Consider the following 18,260-nt stretch of genomic DNA (forward strand, 5'->3'; position numbering starts at 1 on the left):
AGAAGGTCGCACTTCTCCATTGTGCGGCTTTCTCTTATTTTAGGAGGCAAACAAATGATTCACCTCATGATTATACGTGCTGAAAAAGAAATAGGAATGGGCTGCTGCGGAGGAATATGCGGAGATGGATTCATCAAAATGGCTGATGAGTTCAAACACCATGACCAAGACCGACTGCTCATGGGGGAGTTTTACAGGAATATGAAGCAAACATATGGAGAGAATATATCGATTACCTTTCTTGACCCGAGAAATATTCTTGCTATTGGAGTGTATTTTCTGCAACAAGTGAAGGGTAGATACATTACTATGATGGAAGCGGTGAAACATTTAACTCTTCACATTAAGTACAATGCGGTCTTCATCAATGGTAAGTTGACGGAAAACTTAGAAAGCTGTGATACACTAATAAATGAGATGCAGCATTCGTAAGGAGGCAAAAAAGCTATGGGTAACAAAAAGCTATCGTTAAAAAAACTAGTACAATTTTATGATGAAGTCTTGAGCCTCCCCCACAAAAATGAAATTGCCAGAGAGCTTAGAGATGAAGATGACTTGTTTCTTTTGCTCATCTATTCTGATATGCTCGGTATCCCAAATCCTGCCTTTTATTACACCCTTGAATTATACCCCTACATTATTGAAAAGTTTCACGACTGGCACTTAAGGATGGGAATGGAAAAATCACCGCTGGATGGAATCCGCTGCTGCTAATAAACCAACACATCAAACTTATTGATTGCAAAGGGGTCTTATGATGAATGATTTATACCACAACAACATCCTATTTGTCGGCGGCAAAGGTGGTGTTGGAAAGTCAACTTCCTCCGCTGCAATCGCCGTTGCCTTTGCCCGCGCTGGTCATAAAACACTAGTTGTTTCAACAGATCCCGCTCATAACCTGGGAGATATTTTCCATAAAAAAATCAAGCATGAGAAAACCAGTCTTGAAGAAAATTTATGGGGAATGGAAGTGGATCCAGATCGGGAATCCAAACGATACATTGAAGGTGTGAAGGATAACCTCCAAGGGTTAGTAAAATCAAAAATGGTTGAAGAGGTTCATCGGCAAATTGATATGGCCAGTGCTTCTCCTGGTGCAGACGAGGCTGCTTTGTTCGACCGGCTGATCTCCATCATTCTGGAAGAAGCAGATGAGTTTGATAAAATTATATTTGATACAGCCCCGACCGGCCACACGATCAGGTTGTTAACATTGCCAGAGTTAATGAGTGTCTGGATAGACGGAATGCTTGAACGCAGAAAGAAAATCAATGACAATTATACTGAACTCCTTAATGACGGCGAGCCCATTGACGATCCGATTTATGAGATTTTGCAGAAGCGGAAAGAGAAATTTTCAGCTGTACGAAAAATTATATTAGATGAGAAACAGACCGGGTTTATTTTTGTTCTCATTCCTGAACGGCTTCCAATCCTCGAAACACAACAGGCCATTAAACAGTTAGATAAATACCATCTTCACATTAAAACCTTGATCGTCAACAAAGTATTGCCTGACCATGCAGACGGGGCTTTTTTACAAAGACGAAGGAAACAGGAACAGGACTATTTAAACCAAATTCAAGAAAGTTTTTCAAACCAGCAAACGATTAACGTGCCATTGTTCGAAGAAGATGTAGCGGATATGGACAAATTGTCTATTTTTGCTTCTCATTTGCAACCATTGACTAAGGAGGAAACGCACAAATGAAAGCTATTGTACATGCAGAACAGGAAGGATTAAAAGGACTATCATTGCAGGACATAGACGCACCGGCTGTCCAAAAAGGGATGGTTCAAGTGAAACTCAAAACGGCGGGGATGAACCGTAGAGACATTGCTGTCACTTCAAGACACAAAACGGATCAGCCGCCCCTGGTGCTCGGTTCAGACGGAGCTGGGATCATTGAAGAGATGGGTGAAGACGTTCAAGGCCTTACTAAGGGGGATGAAGTAATCATCAATCCAGGGCTAGGCTGGAAGCATACTAGTGATGCACCACCTGAAGGATTTGACATCCTGGGCCTCCCTGACAACGGCACCTTTGGAGAGTATATCTCAGTGCCTGCCGACAATATTGTCCCTAAGCCTGAACATCTATCATGGGAAGAGGCGGGAGTTCTGCCTCTTGCAGCATTAACAGCTTATCGTGTCCTGTTTACCCGAGGGAAGATTAAACCAGAAGACACGGTCATGCTTCCTGGGATCGGAAGTGGTGTACTCACCTTTGCATTGAAATTTGCGAAAGCTGTTGGAGCAAAAGTGATCGTTACATCCAGACATGAAGAGAAGCTAAAGAAAGCAAAAGAACTGGGAGCTGACATCGCCATCCCGACCAACTCAGACTGGAACGAAGAATTAAAGAATGAGAAGGTGGATTTGCTAGTAGAAAGCGTGGGGCGCGCAACGTTTGAACAATCCCTTTCTATCATTCGAAAAGGTGGAACGATTGTGACGTTTGGAGCCACTACAGAGGACGAAGTCACGATTAATATTCGTAAGTTTTTCTATGGTCAATTCAATCTGCTTGGCTCAACGATGGGAAGTGCCGAGGAATTCGCTGACATGCTTTCTTTTATTGAACAGCACGGTATTAAGCCTGAACTCGATCGTATGTTCAGCTTATCTCAATATAAAGAAGCCTTTGAATACCTTCAGGAAACGAAAAATTTCGGAAAAATAGGTTTTTCAATAGGATGAAGAAGCAGCCCTGCGGTAATCACCGCGGGGCTGTTTACGTATGACTTTTCTTCTTTACCAAGCCTATTTTATTTAACCATTGCGATAAAAGCCGCTAAATTATACTATTAATAGTATTAATACTTCAACGTAACAAAGAAAGGCATGTAGCATTTTCTGAGAGAGGGGTGAAGATATGAAAGTCTTAATTGTGGACGATGATCAATCGCTTAGTACATTTCTAAAGGATTTATGTGAGAGAGACGGTCTCGAGACAGACACTGCATCGAATGGACGAGAAGGACTTAATCAACTGAGTAAACATGATTATGATATTATCATCGCGGATTATCATATGCCTGCTATAAATGGATTAGAGTTAGTTCAGAAAGTGCGTCTTGAGAATCAACAGATTCCAATCCTTATCTTGACAGAAGATAACAGCAAAGAAGCTGCCGAATCATTTATGAAAGCTGGGGCTACAGATTTTGCGTTGAAACCTGTGAAGGAACTTGATATAATCTCCCGAATCCATTTACATGCCCAGATTGCAAATATGAGGAAACAGCTGGAAACCGATGAAGATGTATATAGTGCCAAAGGAATTAGTAAAGGAACACTGGATTCCGTCGCCGATTTTTTAAAGGACCATCGTGGGGCGAACTCGGTCGACACCATTTCAAAAGGAATTGGACTAGCGTATCCTACCGTCTACCGCTACCTCATGTATTTGTTAAAAGAAGGGAAAGTTAAACAAGTCATTGACCACCAAAAAATTGGCAGACCAAAGAAACTATATAGATGGTATACCAATTAGCGGAAGCCTGCACAGTCACTTCCGCTTTCTTACGCATCATGGTAATATTTGGATGACCTGAGGTGGAATTTAAAGGGAATTTACTTTATTGAGAAAGGGGGGATGCTGTATGCAGAGGGTTACTTTTTCTAACAGCAGGGGGCTGACTTTGGTTGGTGATTTGTATAGGAATGAAGGGAATCAGATCGTTATTATGTGTCATGGTTTTCTTTCTAATCGTTCTTCTCGCGGTCGCTTTGATTTATTTGCCTCTACCTTTTACAAACTCGGTTATAGTGTACTGCGCTTTGACTTTGGCGGGTGTGGGGAAAGTGATGATACTCCCCTGACATTGGCTAATGAAGTGGATGACCTCACGTCGGCTATTAACTATGCTGGTACGGCAGGTTTCACTGAAATGGTCCTTTACGGGCACAGCCTAGGGGCGAGAGTTTGTCTAGAGGCTTACCATCCCAAATACGTTAAAACTATGATCTTAACAGGGGCAGGAACAGGGCCTGTACATTACCACTGGCCAGACCACTTTACTGGGGAGAAACTCGCCGAACTACATAGAACCGGATACTTTTCAGTAGAAGTTGCTGATCCTTATCGGGACGAAGTGGTCATATCAAAAGAAATGCTGCTTGATTTTGAACAATGTAATCAAAAACAATTGCTTTCGCGGATCTCTTGCCCGATTCTTCTTATCCATGGAAACCAGGGTGAGGAGGAAATTTTAGTGCCTATAACAAAACAAGGAATGAAGTGGCTTCCCGAGAACTCCAAGCTAAAAGTAATTGACGGTGCTGAGCATCATTTCATGAATCACCTTGAATCAGTGCAGGAAATGCTTTCAGATTGGCTGAATATGTCCTAACTTGTTTTGAAGGAAATAAATTGCCGTTTTATGGTGCTGCTGTCTATGCACGAATTTTACCGCCGTGTTGAACTTTCCTTAGAAGAGCATAGATGACTTTATTTTCCTATGTTAAATCACTTAAAAGTTGACAAACTAATTGATATCCTTTTGAGGTTTAATAAATGCTAGCAAGGGAAATAAATCTGCAACACTCCAAGGAGATGATGGCGTGCAACAAACCGCAATTTTCCGCTCCGGAAAAACTCTGGCTGTATTACTTGCTGTTTTGTTTGTAGTTGGCATTCTAACGATTAACAGTTTGTTCGTCTATCCCGTATTGAACACATCACGAAGTTTATTGGCCTTTCTTTTTGCTCCGCTTGGCATTTTATACGCCAACAAACATAACTTGTGGTTTCGCAGTTCCCTGCGGATTTTTCTAAAGGGAAGTCACAGGTTACTTATAAGTATGGCTGTATTCTTTCTCGGTGTATTGCTCAGCTATGAAGTACTGCTCATGCTCCCTAACAATTTGGGAGTTGCTCTTCACATCATCATTCTGGGAATCTGCTCTATTATTTATTGGGGACCGCTGCTTATAAACTGTTCATTCCATAAACCAATAGCTTACTCGAGCAAATTCGCTTACTTTACTGGCACCACGCTACTCTTCTTTACCTATCATCAACTATCATTTGTGTACTATCCCTCTGCTCCGACGCTCGGATTTATGTGGTCGGGACTCGCAACGATGCTTATTACACTTATGGTCCTCTTTCACCAATGGTTCCGGGCTGATAAGAAAACCGATCGCAGAAGAGTTGAGGGATATGTACGTCGCATTAAAAAAGTTTAAAGCAGACAGGGGTGTGCTTCACCCCTGTCTGCTTCCATTAAAATAAATCAGGACTTATTAATTCAGGTACATAGAAGGCTACTCCCGGTACGAATGCCACCACGAGAAGCACCACAACAACGATTGTAATATAAGGAATAACGGCTTTAAAGGAACGTTCAATCGGCAGCTTCCCTATTTTTGCAGCCAGTAACAAACATAATCCATACGGTGGTGTAACTAGTCCCACCGCCAAAGTCATAATGGTAACAATTCCTAACAAGGTTGGATCAATACCAAAGCTAATCGCTACGGGTAAAATAACAGGAATAAACAGAATCATCGCTGGAATGGCATCCATAAATGTTCCTATAAAGAGGAAGAACGCGATAATAATCAATAAGAAGAGCCATCTGCTATCGATATTATTGGCAAAGAACTGCTCTGCCCAGGTCGATAGTCTATAATAGCTCATCAGTTGACCTAAAGCACTTGCTGCGGCCAGGGCAAATAGTGATAATGAACTAAGTGTAAGTGTATCGACTAATATTTTCGGAAAGTCCTTTAACTTAAGGGTCTTGTAATAAAACATGCCCACAAAGACAGTGTAAATGGAAGCAAAAGCAGCGGCTTCCGTTGCTGTGAAAATCCCTGATATAATTCCCCCAATTAAAATAACAGGGGTCATTAAGGCTGGGATAGTATCAAGAAATTTTTTAATGAAGTTCTTCATCGATGCTCGCTGATAGGTCGGATATTGATTTTTCAATGAGAGAAAATAAACGAGCACCATCATTCCGACTCCTACAAGAATCCCTGGAATAATGCCTACTAAAAATAACGCCCCTACCGAGACATTCGTTAATCCTGCGAAAATGATCATCGGTATGCTTGGAGGAATGATCACACCTATTGTAGAGGAAGCTGCAGTAACACCAACCGCCGTTTCCGTATCATACCCTTGCTTTTTCATATTGGGAATTAGAATCTTGCCAACTCCGGCTGTATCCGCCTGAGCTGCTCCCGACACTCCGGCGAACAACATAGACACTAAGATATTGGCATGAGCTAGTCCCCCGCGAATGTGACCTACAATCGAAAGGGAAAAATCGATCAATTTTTGGGAAATTTGGCCGCTATTCATCAAGTTTGCGGCTAAAATAAATAAGGGTACAGCCAACAGCACAAATGAATCAAGGCCGTTGAGCATTTTCACAGGAACCATAGCCTCAGGGATATAAGGGATATTCATGAATCCAAGCAGTGATACAATTCCTATAACAAACGCGATAGGAATTCCTATCACCATTAAAATGATAAATAAGCCAACTAACACTATACCAATCATTCGATGACCTCCCTTTTTGAGAAGTTTCTAACATTTCGTATCATATGTGCCAGTGTATAGATCACCATGGTTCCTCCCATGATCGGTACTGAAATCCATACATATCCCATCTTCATTTGTGGTAAGGAAACCCAGGTGAAGTTCCAGAAGCTTTCGGAGACGATGATGCCAAAGTAAAATAACGCAAAGGTAAACAACAATAAAATGAGGTCATTTATAAGATAAAGAGTTTTTTTACTTTTTCCTTGTAATTTGTTCAATAGAAGATCGAATTTAAAATGTTCCCGTTTATTGAGCATAACCGACGCCCCCATAAATACGGACCAAATAAAGGAATAGGTAGCTACTTCACCTGTCCAAATCGCAGAAACACCTATATAACGCGTAACCACTTGGATAATAACCGTGATGAAAAAGACTAAAAGAAACAAAACACCAATCGTTAATTGAATTTTTTCAAGCCATTTAATAAACATATTCTCTCTACTCTCCCTCATATAAAGGGTTAAAGGGAAGGATCACCTCACCTCCTCCTTTAGCCTTCTTTTTTCAACTCCCTAATCTTTTTCAATAACTCCATTACACCTATTTCCTTTGCTCGCTCGTTTTGAATAGGCTTCGCCAGTTTAATAAATGGTTCACGGTCAATTTGGTTTACTTTTGCCCCTTCATCAATAGCCTTCTGCTTGTATTCCTCTTCTTGCTTCTTGACGATTTCTCGCTCTTTTTCCACAGACGCTTTAGCCGCCTTTAGAACTGCCTCTTGCTGCTCCTCCGTATAGGAGTCAAATTTATTTCCATTGATGAGCAAGAAGCGGGTCGTATAATCGTGACCTGTCTCAGTAATATATTTACCATTCTCGGTTTTATGGTGATTCTGCTGAACAAAGTAAGGATAAGAGTTCTCAGAAGCATCGACAACTCCTTGCTGTAAGGCCTGGTACAGTTCTCCCCAGGCTACAGAGGTCGGCACAGCGCCTGTTGCTTCCCAGTACTTCGCAATAACCCCGGATGTTTGAGTCCGATACTTCATGCCATCGATGTCTTCAATCGATTCAAGGGGTTTCTTGCCATAATAATGACGTACTCCGGCACTCCAATAACCTAGTAGTTTAAAATCATTGTCGGATTTTTCATTGATAATTTCAGCCATTCGCTCTCCGACCTCGCCGTCAACCACTCGTTCCCAATGATCATAATTCTTAAAAACATACGGCATGGCAAACAAATCAATTTCCTTTATGCCTGTTTTTGACATAAATCCAGGTGAGACAAGTACAACATCCGCTCCACCAAGTTTGAGCTTTTGTACGAGTTCGGATTCACTGGTACCCAGCGTTCCTGCATGGACCTCTACCTCAATGCTTTCATTCTTTTCAGCTACCCTTTCAAATTCCTTCATGCCATATTGATAGGGATTCTCTGGTGAGGTTTGATTATGAGCAGCAATGATTTTTATATCTCCATCATCTTCTGCTCCACCTGCTACACGCTCTCCACATCCAGTCAATGAAAGAAGTAACAGAACTATGGCAGGCAGCAAGATTAATAATGTTTTCCTCATAAAAGTCCCCTCCTTTAACTTGATATTAGCTGAATACGCTTACATAAAATAGTTAATTAGACTTCTGATAATAGTTCAACGTACTGTTTGCCAACACAGATACACCGTCATATCCGTCTTGCGAATAAACGAACGATATTTAAACTCCAGTATTTTCTGAGATGTATTCATCCTCCACCCCTATTCAAGATTTGCGTGACGTTTTGTCATTTCTTCGTTATCCGTCTTCTTTGCCTGTTCAATGGTATAAATAATGATCGCATCCAGCAGTAAATGTAAGGATTGATCAAATTGATTGCCTAATGGCTGAATCGTCGTCGGTTCCTCTTCACGCCTTTTTTTAGTTGCAGCTGGAATAATAAGCATCTCATCACTCATGTCTGCGAGGTTTGAATTTACGTCGGTAGTAACGGCTGTTACCTTTGCTCCCTGCTCTTTCGCTTTTTTTGCGAACTGACAGATTGAATCTGTGGAGCCTGAGCCGGATATGGCAATCAGCAAATCGTCCTCCTGGATATTGGGTGTGATCGTTTCCCCCGTTACATAGACGTGGTATCCGGCATGCATCAATCTCATAGCAAAAGCTTTACCCATTAGTCCCGACCTGCCCTCACCCGCGACGAAAATCTGCTTTGCTCTCATTAATGAGCGTGATAATTGCATCGCTTGATCCTCGCTAATATTGGTAAGAACCTGGCTAATTTCATAAGTGACGGTGTGAATGGTTTGCTTCATAGTTGTTCATGACCTCCTTGATTTTTGCAGCAGCCTGCTTATGTTTTTCCTGTTTCGTAATGGCACCTCCAACAATCAACGTGTCAGGTTGGTGCGGTAGAATTTCTGGTAAAGTTTCAAGATTGATTCCTCCAGCCACAGCTACCTCAAGATCTGGATAATGGCTGACCAACTCAAACAACTGACTGTCCATGCTGCCGTTTTTCTGCATGTCTTTGCCAAAATGAAGACTAACGAGGCCTACACCTAATTGATGAAGCTGTTGAACTCGTGACGGATCATGAACACCCAACAAATCCACCATCACTCTGCTTTTATAAGTTCTGGCCACATCCAGCATGTCTGCAATCGTCTGATCTGCTGAAAATGCCATGACTGTCGTAATATCAGCCCCAGCTTCAAAAGCTTGGATCGCCTCGTGCTTGCCTGCATCGCACGTTTTCATATCTGCTACAATCACCTTATTTGGATAAGCTTCCCTTATGTTCCTGACAATTGCCAGACCATACTCTTTTATGACTCCTGTACCGATTTCTATCCAGTCGAGCGATTCATTCGTATCAGCTAAAATATGAAGACACTCTTTTTCGGTCAGTCTATCCAATGCTAATTGGAGATTCATTGTCTCACCTCTCGATAAATTCTCGTTCTCCAAGCTTCACCAATACATCTTCAAGCTCAGGTAATCCTTCATTATCTCCGTAGACACTTACAACCATCGAACCAATAATATTAGCGAATTGAACCGTCCGTTCGAGCGGCCATCCTTTCAATAAACCGTAAACAAATCCTGCATCAAAGCCATCTCCTGCGCCTACTGTATCCACAACTTTTTTAGGGGATACGGCTTCGACTTGAATCATTTCGCCCTGTTGATAAGCAGTTGCACCCTTTTCACCTTTCTTTATCGCAACAGTTGAAATTCCGTAAGGCTTACAGGTTTGAACAAGTTCATCTGGATCATGAGTATCAAACAACAAGTCAGCTTCTTCCTCGCCTATTAACAAAACATCTACATAGGGAAGAAGTTCTGTTAATCCCATTTTCGCCTGCTTTTGACTCCACAGTTTGAGCCTGATATTAGGATCAAGCGAAATAGCTGCACCATGATCCTTCGCAATCGTGATCGCCCGTTTCAGCAGCGGGATGTTTTTATCAGGGTCAATGGCGGCAAATACACCTGTGACATGGAACAGTTTACAATGTCTTAACGGCTCCTCATCAAGGGTTGCTTCCGATAACGCTTCGGTTGGCGAGCGATCGCGATAATAGAAAGTTCGTCCACTTCCATCTGCTCGAATCTCTTTAAAGTTGAGCGAGGTAGAATAGTCATCCAGCAATTGTACACGTGACACATCCACCCCTTCCCCTCTAGCAAAATTACGAATGAACTTTCCAAACTCATCATTGCCTAACCTGCTGATCCATCCCGTTGATAAGCCAAGCCTTGCACAGCCTATCGCAAAGTTGAATTCTGCTCCTCCTGCCTTTCTTTCAAACGAGGAGGCAAACCTCATTGGTCCATTATGTGAAGGATCAAAAGTGATCATCGCATCCCCAATTGTGATTACATCTTTCTTCATGGCTAGTCCTCCTTGTGATCCTTAACAGATTCTCTGACCATTAATGTTGGTGCAAAGTGATAATCCGGTCGTTTATCAACCGTAGATTTTTTGTTTATTTTGTCCAGCAAAAGTTCTCCTGCCATTTTTCCCATTTTAAATGTCGGCTGAGCTATCGTAGTGATAGCCGGAGAATAGAAACTGGCATAAGGTACATCATCAATCCCAATTACCGAAAGGTCCTCGCCGATCTTGAAACGGTGGAGTTTAGAAAATGTCAGCACTTCTTTTAAAATAAGATCGTTTCCGGCTAGGATCGCTTGCGGAGGCTGGTCAAGAGCTAGCATTCCCTTAAGAATTTCCTCTACCTGCTCAGGATCGATGCTTCGAATATAATCCTCCCTTCCGTCTAATCCATGTGACTGCAGAGCACGCTTATAACCTTCCATCCGCTCAACACGAGAGGAAACATTTTCATTCATCGGTGTAGTAATCATCGCGATTCGTTTGTGTCCTTTTTTGGCTAGATAATCAACTGCAAGCTCTGAAGCCTTTTCATTCTCAAGCATAATAGAGGAAATAGGGATATCGGGAACTGACCGATCGACAAAAACAACGGGATAATTCTGATCGAGCATGTTCCTATAAAGGTCTCGGTTATTTCCTGTTGGAAATATAATTAATCCATCTACTTGTTTGGCTCTTAGCATTTCGATATACTTTTTTTCTTTATCTGGATCATCATCTGCGTTGCATATGATCGTATGGAAATCTGCCTTATGACAAACGTCTTCTATTGCTCTGCTAACTTCAGTCGAGAAATTGTGCAGAATATTGGCAACAATCACTCCGATTGTTTTTGTTGACTTCTGCTTTAAACTTCTGGCGACGATATTAGGCTGGTAGCCAAGTTCTTTAATGGCCTGTTCAATTCTTGCCTTTGTCTTCTCCCCCATATAGTCATAGCGTTTATTTAAATATTGCGACACTGTACTTTTCGACACATTGGCTTGCTTTGCAACATCGGCCATAGTTACTGTTTTCATACTAAATCTCCATCTTCTGCAAGTTTGGTAAATCGGTTTAGTAAACCGGTTTAGTTTAGTATAGGACCCTTGTAAGCGTTTTACAACCCCTTTTTCAAAATTTATAGATTCTCCTTCTATAAAAAAAGACAAACCCTCATTCATGAGAGTCTGTCTCTTCATTTACTTATCTAGGATTCATAAATAGCTGTGTCCAATACGTACCATATGAGCCGCCTTCCACATATCCTACACCGATATGGGTGAAGTGTTCATTCATTATGTTGGCTCTGTGGCCCGGAGAATTCATCCAGCCTTCTACAACCTCTTGTGGTGTTCGCTGGCCAGCAGCAATATTTTCACCAGCAGCTGAATAGCTGAAGTCATACTGTTTCATCATATCGAAAGGTGAGCCATAGGTAGGCGACGTATGGCTGAAATATCCTTTATCTGCCATATCCTGTGACTTCATACGTGCTAGGTCACTAAGACGGTTGTGCATGGTTAATGGAGCTAGACCCTCTTTTGCTCGTTCCTCATTCACCAACTGAACTACTTTTTCTTCATAGTTGGATGTTGCCCCATTTTCTACTTTTGCGGGAGTTTGTGATGACCTTTGAGACTCTTGTCCTGCCTGCGGAGCATCAACCTCAGGCTGTTCCGTTTCTGACTGTTGCGGCTGCGGCTGCGGCTGCTGATTTTCAGGAATTTGTTCAGGATTAAAGAGGATATTAAAATTTTGCTCAAACCGCTCTTTACTAAATTCAAAGTTCTGCTCTGACAGCCACTCCTGTATTTGGTTCGTCCATTCTTCAAAAGACTGGGCACCAATCTGCTCTATCTTCCAGTTATTTTGCTCCGAGGCAAAAGCAGGGGTAGTCAAGGTAACTAAAGCTAAAACCGAAACAAAAATGATTGATAACCTCTTAAGCAAACCCTTCACTCCTTTAGCATAAAAATCAAGATTGTTATTTACAATCCATTAATTTTCCTTTATGCATTTCTTTCTTCTCCAAACGAAGGCTAAAATTTCTTGCGTATTTTTTCAGGCGCTTCTCTTCTACAGGGTTTACAAGTGAGACTACTGTCCCTGAGTTTGACCCTAACCTCGCTGTACGTCCAGCTCTATGAATGTAATCAGAAGGGGATTTAGGTACATCTAAGTTTATAATATGGGTGATATCTTTAATATCCAGCCCGCGAGCAGCTACATCCGTTGCCAGCAAAAGTGAAATATCCCCATTACGAAACTTTTTCAAAGCTTTAGCTCGTTCTTCCTTTTTTGCATCGCTATGAAGAATTTCCAGTGAAAGTCCTTTGTATCTTATTTTTTCAGCATAAACACTTAGATTGCCAATATCCCCTACAAAAGCCAGCCCTTTAAACGATTCCATTCGTGCCAGCTTCCTAAGGATTTCTAATTTATCTCTATCCTGTGTAGAAATATAAGCGTGTACAGCATCTGGTCTTAACGCTTCCTTCTCGATACGAATAACTTCAGGTTCTTTCATAAATTCCTGAGCAGTATTTTCTACTTCATTTGGTAAAGTAGCTGAAAAAAGGAGAATTTGTCGTTCTTTAAGGGTAGCCTTTACAATGTTTTGTACAGTCTCCATATGCTCAGGGACGAGAAGTTGATCTGCCTCATCCAATACAAGCGTCTTAATTTCATGTGCTTTCAATTTCTTTTGTTTCATTAATTCATATACCCTGCCTGGAGTGCCGATAACCATTTGTGGTTTTTTCTTAAGCTTTTCAATTTGTCGTTTCACATTCGCGCCGCCAATTAGAGTGGCACTGGTTACCCCACTGTTCTTTGACCATGTTTGGACCTCCTGATGAATTTGCATCACTAGTTCATGAGAAGAGGCCAGGACAAGTACTTGCGTATGCTTCTTTGCAGGATCAATTTGTTCGAGAAGCGGCCATACATAAGCCAGTGTCTTTCCACTCCCTGTAGGTGCCTCCGCTATCACGTCTCTGCCTGACTTTATAAGAGGAATGGTATTCTGCTGAACAGAGGTTGGCTGCTCAAAATTTGACAGTTCCCACGCTTCCTTTAAAAAAGGGGCCATGTTTTGAAACCAGCTTGATTTATTCGAATCACTCATAGTTGCTTGTCTCTCCTTTAAGTACCGTATCATTCTTCACTCATAAAAAAACAGGTCTCTGTTGTCGTTAAGAGACCTACTTGCACACGGCATCTAATTTGATTTATTATACCATATCAAGATGGGTTCTTTTCTACCCATGCTTTCATTTTATCTAAATGATCAGCATCCTCTTTTTTAATGATCATTTTAATGAGTGGCTTCATAAGAGTATTACGTAAACCTTTAGTATCCAATTCACCTATGAAATCTACTCTTGTCCCTTCTGCCGTTTCCACAAATGTGTAGTGATAACGTAAATCAATCCCATGTTGATCGCTTCTAACAGCATAACTTTCATTGGGCTCATACTCAGTCACTTCAATAATCGATGCCGATTTTCGTCCGCGTATCTCGCGTACTTCCTTAAATTGATATCCCTTTCTGACCGGTCCATCAGTGATAGGCTTTGCCTCCACCACGGTTTCCATTATTTCCGGACTGTTTGAAAAATCTGTTGCTGCAGCAAATACTTCTTCAGTCGGCTTATTTATCAGTACGTTACGCCTTAAAAAGGCCATGTATATCCCTCCAAAACATCAATGTCTCTTAAATATTTTTTTAACCTAACGCCGCAACTTCCCTTCCTTAAACTCCATATGCACAATCACGGTTCGTGACTTCCACTGTTAGAAAAAGTACACTATGAACAAGACTAACTACATACAAAAGGAAGAGGATAGGCCTATGATTGAGCTTCGTTATTTTTCAGAAAAAGATTTCCCTCAACTAATCAATTGGATTACATCACCAGAATTCTTACTTCAATGGGGCGGACCTATGTTTCATTATCCACTGAATCACGAACAATTAAAAGACTATATGACAGATTCAAACTCTGATCATGCGAGCCAGTTTATTTTTAGCGCGGTCGACACACAAACGGACGCAACAATCGGTCACATTGCACTAAGAAATATCGACAGAACGAATCGGTCGGCCCGGATTGGAAAAGTCATCGTCGGCGACGAAGTCCGTGGAAAAGGATTTGGAGAAATGATGATAAAGGAAACACTGAAAGTGGCCTTTAATCAGCTAAAACTGCATAAAGTCAGTCTCGGTGTGTTCGATTTTAATCATTCTGCCATTCGCTGTTATGAAAAAGCAGGGTTTAAAAAGGATGGTCTTCTCCGTGATCACCGGAAAATCAACGACGAGTACTGGAGCTTGTACGAAATGAGCCTATTGGAATCTGAGTGGTACCAGTAAACGATAAAAATCAGGGCCACATACTGCGGCCCTAATTTGCTGGTTCATCAACTATGATCCTTTGTGCGACCGTTTATTTCTTACCCTTTTCATAATCAAAAATACAGCTAGACCGATGATGCCCAGGAAAATTAAAACGGGCAAACTGCCGACTACAAATACAATCAAACCAGAAAAAACCGTAATAAGGAAGTTAATACTTTTTAAAAACTGCTGCTTCGTTTGATCCCATGTATTTAATTCATCGCTGTTTACTCCAGAGATTTGGACATTATGTTCCTGAATATGAATATTCACGGTCGCCAGGTCCGTTTTATTCTGCAAGTAATTCATACGCCCCTGGATATTTTCAATTTCTCCCTGAACCTTAGCCAGATTTTCAGAAATCTTCAACAAGTCTTCCGTTTTCTCCGCTTGTTCCATAAACGAAAGCAGCCGTTTTTCCACTACCCGCTTGGATTTTAAACGTGATTCAAGATCTACATATTCTTCTGTCACGTCTTGACCTGAAATCGAGCTTTCATTGACTTTACTGCTGCCCTCTTCAACGATCTTAATAAATTCACGAAACTTACTCTGAGGGATACGTGCAGTGACAAACCCGTTAATTGACCCTTCTCCAGATTCGCCGGACATATTCGATTCCACAATATAGCCTCCGTGTTCAGCTACTTGTGATTGAATGTTGGTGATGGTTTGCTGATAATCTTTCACCTCTATTCTTAGGTTGGCGGTATAAATCACTTTCCGCGCAGATTGGTTGATTTCCGTTATTTCAGTTGATGCCTGCTTTTCTTGATTTGCATTATTTTGTTCCGCTTTTTCTTCAGAAGCTGGAGCAAATTTACCGCTTTCTCCAGAACGGAGTTCCGCTGTCAAAGCAGCTTCGTTCCCCGACTCACTGCTGCTTTGCGAATCACCGCTGCAGCCTGTGACAAGGATAATAAAGCTGAGTACCAACACAACATATAGCCAGTTTTTCATGTTTGACCCCCATTGTTTTTTAGTTCTATGTTATGTATAGACGTCAGGTAACAGAAAAGGTTTCCTTTGTCATTCAAATACACAAGAAACATACGCTCTGAAAACGACAGGATAAGATGAATAAGTGTGGTAAATATTGAGAGGATAGTGTTCTTTTAGGGTGGTCGGCTAACCCCATAATGAAGCAACTAATCCTGAGGCTCACCCTAGAAATACTTGGTCAACTTTCAACTACCCAGCCTTACTGTTTTACAAACTCTTCCTTCAAAACACCCATTAATATCGAGTCATGATACTCCCCATCATAGTAAAGGTCATCCCGAATGACTCCTTCTCGCTTAAACCCCAGCTTTTGATACGATTTCACAGCTCTTTCATTATATGAAAAGACATCCAGTCCAACTCGATGCAAATTTAAATGATGAAATCCGAATTCTAGCAGCAGCGACATAGCCTCTGTGCCATACCCTTGACCCCAGTAATTCTTATCAAATATGGAAATTCGGACAACGGCCTTTCGGTTTTGATGATCAATTTCCAGCATAGCCAAATCGCCGATCATATGATGGTTCGTCTGCAGGCAAATCACCAAATCAATTCTGCTGCTATCCGTCGAATTCCTGTCAAACCAGTTTTGAACACCTGCACGGCTAAATACAGCTTGTGTTCCTGTCAGTCTTCTTCCTTCTTTATCCAATAAGGCTTTTTTATAAAATAAGTCTAAATCTTCCTGCTCAATCGGCCTCAGATAGAGTCTGTCCCCTTCTAAGAATTTAATATAATCCGCTTGTTTTGTGCTGCTCATCGTTTCGCCTCCTCCAAAAAGTGTTCTCTGCCTTTATCTTACTTGAACTCCATTTCATTCTCTACTACATCTGATAATTTACAGTCATTTGTGGGAAGTTAGGATATACGGTCCGATACCGTATTAGTTTCTCTAGTGCTGTATTTAGGATAAAATTTAGTATATATCACCTTTTTAAATTGTGTATGTATAAGGAGTGTTTCTATATTGTTCACTTTTGAGAACGTTACATATCTTGATATCTTACATGTACCTTCATTAACTATTCATGAACATCAGAAGACCTGTATTGTAGGGGAAAGCGGCAGTGGAAAATCTACATTTTTAAAGCTGTTGAACCATATGATTTCCCCTAGTGAAGGCCAGATTCTTTTTCGTGGAAAAAATATCGCCGAACGTGATCCCATTGCTCATCGAAGGGACGTGGCGATGCTCACTCAACATCCTGTATTGTTTGGTGAAAGCGTCAAAGATAACCTTTTAGCTGGTGTTCGTTTCGCTGAGCAAGAAGAGCCTGATGAGAATGCCTGTAAACAAGCCATTGAACGTTTCCGTTTATACAAGAGTCTTGACGATGAGGCCGAAAACTTATCGGGTGGAGAGCAGCAGCGTTTAGCTTTAGCCCGAATCACGTTAATGGACAGTCCTGTATATTTACTAGATGAACCTACCTCTTCGCTTGATGAAGAGCTGGAACATGAAGTGATGGAGAACTTCATGACCTTTGCGGAAGAGCGAAAGAAAACTGTAATATTTGTGACACATTCCCGCTCCATTGCAGAAAACTTCTCCGACGAAACCATTGATTTTCATAAGTACACACTAAAAGGAGAGGGGTCCTCATGAGAGAAGAAATGATCAATCTGACCCTCTGGCAATTGGGAGCCGCTTACGTATTTATCCTTATTTTATTAGCCATCGTTCGCTGGCGAAAGATTCCCAGGGAAAAACAAATCTTAATTGCTACAATACGAATGACACTGCAGCTGCTCATCGTCGGTTATATTTTAATGCTGTTATTTGATAATCCTCATCCGTTACTAACGATTCTTGTTGTTGCCATTATGGTAGCATTCTCTGTTCGTAACATTTCAAGCAGAGTACGAGGTGAGTTGAATAAACCGCTCAAACGTGCAATCTTAATCTCTATGGTTGCTGGTTCTGTAGTCAGCTTACTTTACTTCAATTTTATCGTAATCCAGCTTACACCGTGGTATGACCCTCAGTACTTCATTCCAATCGCTGGTATGATTATCGGCAATTCTATGACAGGTGTAACACTTGGTGTACAGACTCTGCTTGATGGCATGAATGATCAGCGCCAAAAGGTGGAAGCTGCTTTAATGCTTGGTGCAAGCCCTCAGGCGGCCACTAAAAAGTGGGTAAATCGCGCCTTTGACTCAGCCATCCTGCCGACAATTAATAAAATGGTTGGAATGGGGATTGTATTTTTACCTGGGATGATGACAGGTCAGATCTTAGCTGGAGCAAGCCCATTTATCGCGGTTGAATATCAAATTGCCATTTTGTTAGGTATTATTGGATCAGTGTCCTTAACGGTAATTTTATTTGTTAATTTGGCTTATAAAGTATTTTTCAATGAGCGGAGCCAGCTGCTTCATAACATGGGGAAAAGCTGATAGGCAGCTAATAAAAACATAAAAAGAGCGGCGCAAGATGGATCCCTTCTCGCACCGCTCCTA

The 18,260-nt window shown here is 41.4% G+C and carries 22 protein-coding genes; 10 read left to right on the forward strand and 12 right to left on the reverse strand.

What is annotated here, in order from left to right:
* Nucleotides 1–54: 54 nt before the first annotated feature.
* The 7 genes from B5354_RS10970 (at nt 55) to B5354_RS11000 (ending at nt 5,196) form a co-directional block, all read left to right on the forward strand.
* On the forward strand, nt 55–432 hold the full coding sequence (locus B5354_RS10970) for a hypothetical protein (RefSeq protein WP_079528716.1): 378 nt from the start codon (nt 55–57) through the stop codon (nt 430–432).
* Nucleotides 433–447: 15 nt separating this feature from the next.
* Nucleotides 448–714, forward strand: coding sequence for a cory-CC-star protein (locus B5354_RS10975; RefSeq protein WP_079528719.1), 267 nt, complete (start codon nt 448–450; stop codon nt 712–714).
* Between the two features lie 43 nt (nt 715–757).
* Nucleotides 758–1,714, forward strand: coding sequence for an ArsA family ATPase (locus B5354_RS10980; RefSeq protein ID WP_079528721.1), 957 nt, complete (start codon nt 758–760; stop codon nt 1,712–1,714).
* Nucleotides 1,711–2,703: a zinc-binding dehydrogenase gene (locus B5354_RS10985; RefSeq protein ID WP_079528724.1), complete on the forward strand. Its 993-nt coding sequence runs from the start codon at nt 1,711–1,713 to the stop codon at nt 2,701–2,703. Before B5354_RS10980 ends, B5354_RS10985 begins: the two co-directional genes overlap by 4 nt.
* 175 nt (nt 2,704–2,878) lie before the next feature.
* Nucleotides 2,879–3,499, forward strand: a complete 621-nt coding sequence (locus tag B5354_RS10990) for a response regulator (RefSeq protein WP_079528727.1) — start codon at nt 2,879–2,881, stop codon at nt 3,497–3,499.
* A gap of 109 nt (nt 3,500–3,608) precedes the next feature.
* On the forward strand, nt 3,609–4,358 hold the full coding sequence (locus tag B5354_RS10995; protein ID WP_079528729.1) for an alpha/beta hydrolase: 750 nt from the start codon (nt 3,609–3,611) through the stop codon (nt 4,356–4,358).
* Nucleotides 4,359–4,569: 211 nt separating this feature from the next.
* Nucleotides 4,570–5,196 carry a hypothetical protein gene (locus B5354_RS11000; RefSeq protein ID WP_079528732.1) on the forward strand — a complete coding sequence of 209 codons (627 nt, stop codon included), beginning with the start codon at nt 4,570–4,572 and terminating at the stop codon, nt 5,194–5,196.
* Between the two features lie 37 nt (nt 5,197–5,233).
* Here B5354_RS11000 and B5354_RS11005 read toward each other — a convergent pair whose 3' ends face one another.
* The 10 genes from B5354_RS11005 to B5354_RS11050 form a co-directional block, all read right to left on the reverse strand.
* Nucleotides 5,234–6,523, reverse strand: coding sequence for a TRAP transporter large permease (locus B5354_RS11005; RefSeq protein WP_176142464.1), 1,290 nt, complete (start codon nt 6,521–6,523; stop codon nt 5,234–5,236).
* Complete coding sequence (locus tag B5354_RS11010; protein ID WP_079528734.1) at nt 6,520–6,999, reverse strand: TRAP transporter small permease; 480 nt, start codon at nt 6,997–6,999, stop codon at nt 6,520–6,522. Before B5354_RS11010 ends, B5354_RS11005 begins: the two co-directional genes overlap by 4 nt.
* A 59-nt stretch (nt 7,000–7,058) precedes the next feature.
* A complete protein-coding gene (locus tag B5354_RS11015; protein WP_079528737.1) occupies nt 7,059–8,087 on the reverse strand; it encodes a TRAP transporter substrate-binding protein in 1,029 nt (342 codons plus the stop codon).
* Between the two features lie 180 nt (nt 8,088–8,267).
* Complete coding sequence (gene hxlB / locus B5354_RS11020; RefSeq protein WP_079528739.1) at nt 8,268–8,822, reverse strand: 6-phospho-3-hexuloisomerase; 555 nt, start codon at nt 8,820–8,822, stop codon at nt 8,268–8,270.
* Nucleotides 8,791–9,444, reverse strand: a complete 654-nt coding sequence (gene hxlA, locus B5354_RS11025) for a 3-hexulose-6-phosphate synthase (RefSeq protein ID WP_079528742.1) — start codon at nt 9,442–9,444, stop codon at nt 8,791–8,793. The genes hxlB and hxlA overlap by 32 nt, the downstream gene beginning before the upstream one ends.
* A 4-nt stretch (nt 9,445–9,448) precedes the next feature.
* A complete protein-coding gene (locus tag B5354_RS11030; RefSeq protein WP_079528744.1) occupies nt 9,449–10,405 on the reverse strand; it encodes a sugar kinase in 957 nt (318 codons plus the stop codon).
* Between the two features lie 2 nt (nt 10,406–10,407).
* Nucleotides 10,408–11,430 carry a LacI family DNA-binding transcriptional regulator gene (locus tag B5354_RS11035; protein ID WP_079529150.1) on the reverse strand — a complete coding sequence of 341 codons (1,023 nt, stop codon included), beginning with the start codon at nt 11,428–11,430 and terminating at the stop codon, nt 10,408–10,410.
* A gap of 166 nt (nt 11,431–11,596) precedes the next feature.
* Nucleotides 11,597–12,343: a CAP domain-containing protein gene (locus tag B5354_RS11040; RefSeq protein WP_139377107.1), complete on the reverse strand. Its 747-nt coding sequence runs from the start codon at nt 12,341–12,343 to the stop codon at nt 11,597–11,599.
* 34 nt (nt 12,344–12,377) lie between these two features.
* The gene (locus B5354_RS11045; protein ID WP_079528750.1) at nt 12,378–13,520 is read right to left on the reverse strand and encodes a DEAD/DEAH box helicase; all 1,143 of its coding nucleotides are present in this window, start codon (nt 13,518–13,520) and stop codon (nt 12,378–12,380) included.
* 116 nt (nt 13,521–13,636) lie between these two features.
* Nucleotides 13,637–14,080, reverse strand: coding sequence for an SRPBCC family protein (locus tag B5354_RS11050; protein ID WP_079528753.1), 444 nt, complete (start codon nt 14,078–14,080; stop codon nt 13,637–13,639).
* 166 nt (nt 14,081–14,246) lie between these two features.
* On the opposite strand from B5354_RS11050, the gene B5354_RS11055 reads away from it, so the two are divergent.
* Complete coding sequence (locus B5354_RS11055) at nt 14,247–14,768, forward strand: GNAT family N-acetyltransferase (RefSeq protein WP_079528755.1); 522 nt, start codon at nt 14,247–14,249, stop codon at nt 14,766–14,768.
* A 51-nt stretch (nt 14,769–14,819) separates the two neighbouring features.
* Here B5354_RS11055 and B5354_RS11060 read toward each other — a convergent pair whose 3' ends face one another.
* Nucleotides 14,820–15,752, reverse strand: coding sequence for a DUF4349 domain-containing protein (locus B5354_RS11060; RefSeq protein ID WP_079528758.1), 933 nt, complete (start codon nt 15,750–15,752; stop codon nt 14,820–14,822).
* Between the two features lie 241 nt (nt 15,753–15,993).
* A complete protein-coding gene (locus B5354_RS11065; protein ID WP_079528761.1) occupies nt 15,994–16,557 on the reverse strand; it encodes a GNAT family N-acetyltransferase in 564 nt (187 codons plus the stop codon).
* A 207-nt stretch (nt 16,558–16,764) separates the two neighbouring features.
* Between B5354_RS11065 and B5354_RS11070 the strand changes: the two genes are divergently transcribed.
* Entirely contained in the window at nt 16,765–17,403 is a 639-nt protein-coding gene (locus B5354_RS11070) for an ABC transporter ATP-binding protein (protein WP_079528763.1), read from the forward strand.
* Nucleotides 17,400–18,197 carry an ABC transporter permease gene (locus tag B5354_RS11075; RefSeq protein WP_079528766.1) on the forward strand — a complete coding sequence of 266 codons (798 nt, stop codon included), beginning with the start codon at nt 17,400–17,402 and terminating at the stop codon, nt 18,195–18,197. Before B5354_RS11070 ends, B5354_RS11075 begins: the two co-directional genes overlap by 4 nt.
* Nucleotides 18,198–18,260 lie beyond the last annotated feature (63 nt).

Origin of the sequence: Halobacillus hunanensis, assembly GCF_900166655.1 — a bacterium.
GTDB lineage: Bacteria > Bacillota > Bacilli > Bacillales > Halobacillaceae > Halobacillus_A > Halobacillus_A hunanensis.

Bases quoted from the DNA above. Each gene is read 5' to 3' on its own strand.
- B5354_RS10970 (WP_079528716.1), top strand. From the start codon at position 55: ATGATTCACCTCATGATTATACGTGCTGAAAAAGAAATAGGAATGGGC.
- B5354_RS10975 (WP_079528719.1), top strand. From the start codon at position 448: ATGGGTAACAAAAAGCTATCGTTAAAAAAACTAGTACAATTTTATGAT.
- B5354_RS10980 (WP_079528721.1), top strand. From the start codon at position 758: ATGAATGATTTATACCACAACAACATCCTATTTGTCGGCGGCAAAGGT.
- B5354_RS10985 (WP_079528724.1), top strand. From the start codon at position 1,711: ATGAAAGCTATTGTACATGCAGAACAGGAAGGATTAAAAGGACTATCA.
- B5354_RS10990 (WP_079528727.1), top strand. From the start codon at position 2,879: ATGAAAGTCTTAATTGTGGACGATGATCAATCGCTTAGTACATTTCTA.
- B5354_RS10995 (WP_079528729.1), top strand. From the start codon at position 3,609: ATGCAGAGGGTTACTTTTTCTAACAGCAGGGGGCTGACTTTGGTTGGT.
- B5354_RS11005 (WP_176142464.1), bottom strand. From the start codon at position 6,523: ATGATTGGTATAGTGTTAGTTGGCTTATTTATCATTTTAATGGTGATA.
- B5354_RS11010 (WP_079528734.1), bottom strand. From the start codon at position 6,999: ATGTTTATTAAATGGCTTGAAAAAATTCAATTAACGATTGGTGTTTTG.
- B5354_RS11015 (WP_079528737.1), bottom strand. From the start codon at position 8,087: ATGAGGAAAACATTATTAATCTTGCTGCCTGCCATAGTTCTGTTACTT.
- hxlB (WP_079528739.1), bottom strand. From the start codon at position 8,822: ATGAAGCAAACCATTCACACCGTCACTTATGAAATTAGCCAGGTTCTT.
- hxlA (WP_079528742.1), bottom strand. From the start codon at position 9,444: ATGAATCTCCAATTAGCATTGGATAGACTGACCGAAAAAGAGTGTCTT.
- B5354_RS11030 (WP_079528744.1), bottom strand. From the start codon at position 10,405: ATGAAGAAAGATGTAATCACAATTGGGGATGCGATGATCACTTTTGAT.
- B5354_RS11035 (WP_079529150.1), bottom strand. From the start codon at position 11,430: ATGAAAACAGTAACTATGGCCGATGTTGCAAAGCAAGCCAATGTGTCG.
- B5354_RS11045 (WP_079528750.1), bottom strand. From the start codon at position 13,520: ATGAGTGATTCGAATAAATCAAGCTGGTTTCAAAACATGGCCCCTTTT.
- B5354_RS11050 (WP_079528753.1), bottom strand. From the start codon at position 14,080: ATGGCCTTTTTAAGGCGTAACGTACTGATAAATAAGCCGACTGAAGAA.
- B5354_RS11055 (WP_079528755.1), top strand. From the start codon at position 14,247: ATGATTGAGCTTCGTTATTTTTCAGAAAAAGATTTCCCTCAACTAATC.
- B5354_RS11060 (WP_079528758.1), bottom strand. From the start codon at position 15,752: ATGAAAAACTGGCTATATGTTGTGTTGGTACTCAGCTTTATTATCCTT.
- B5354_RS11065 (WP_079528761.1), bottom strand. From the start codon at position 16,557: ATGAGCAGCACAAAACAAGCGGATTATATTAAATTCTTAGAAGGGGAC.
- B5354_RS11075 (WP_079528766.1), top strand. From the start codon at position 17,400: ATGAGAGAAGAAATGATCAATCTGACCCTCTGGCAATTGGGAGCCGCT.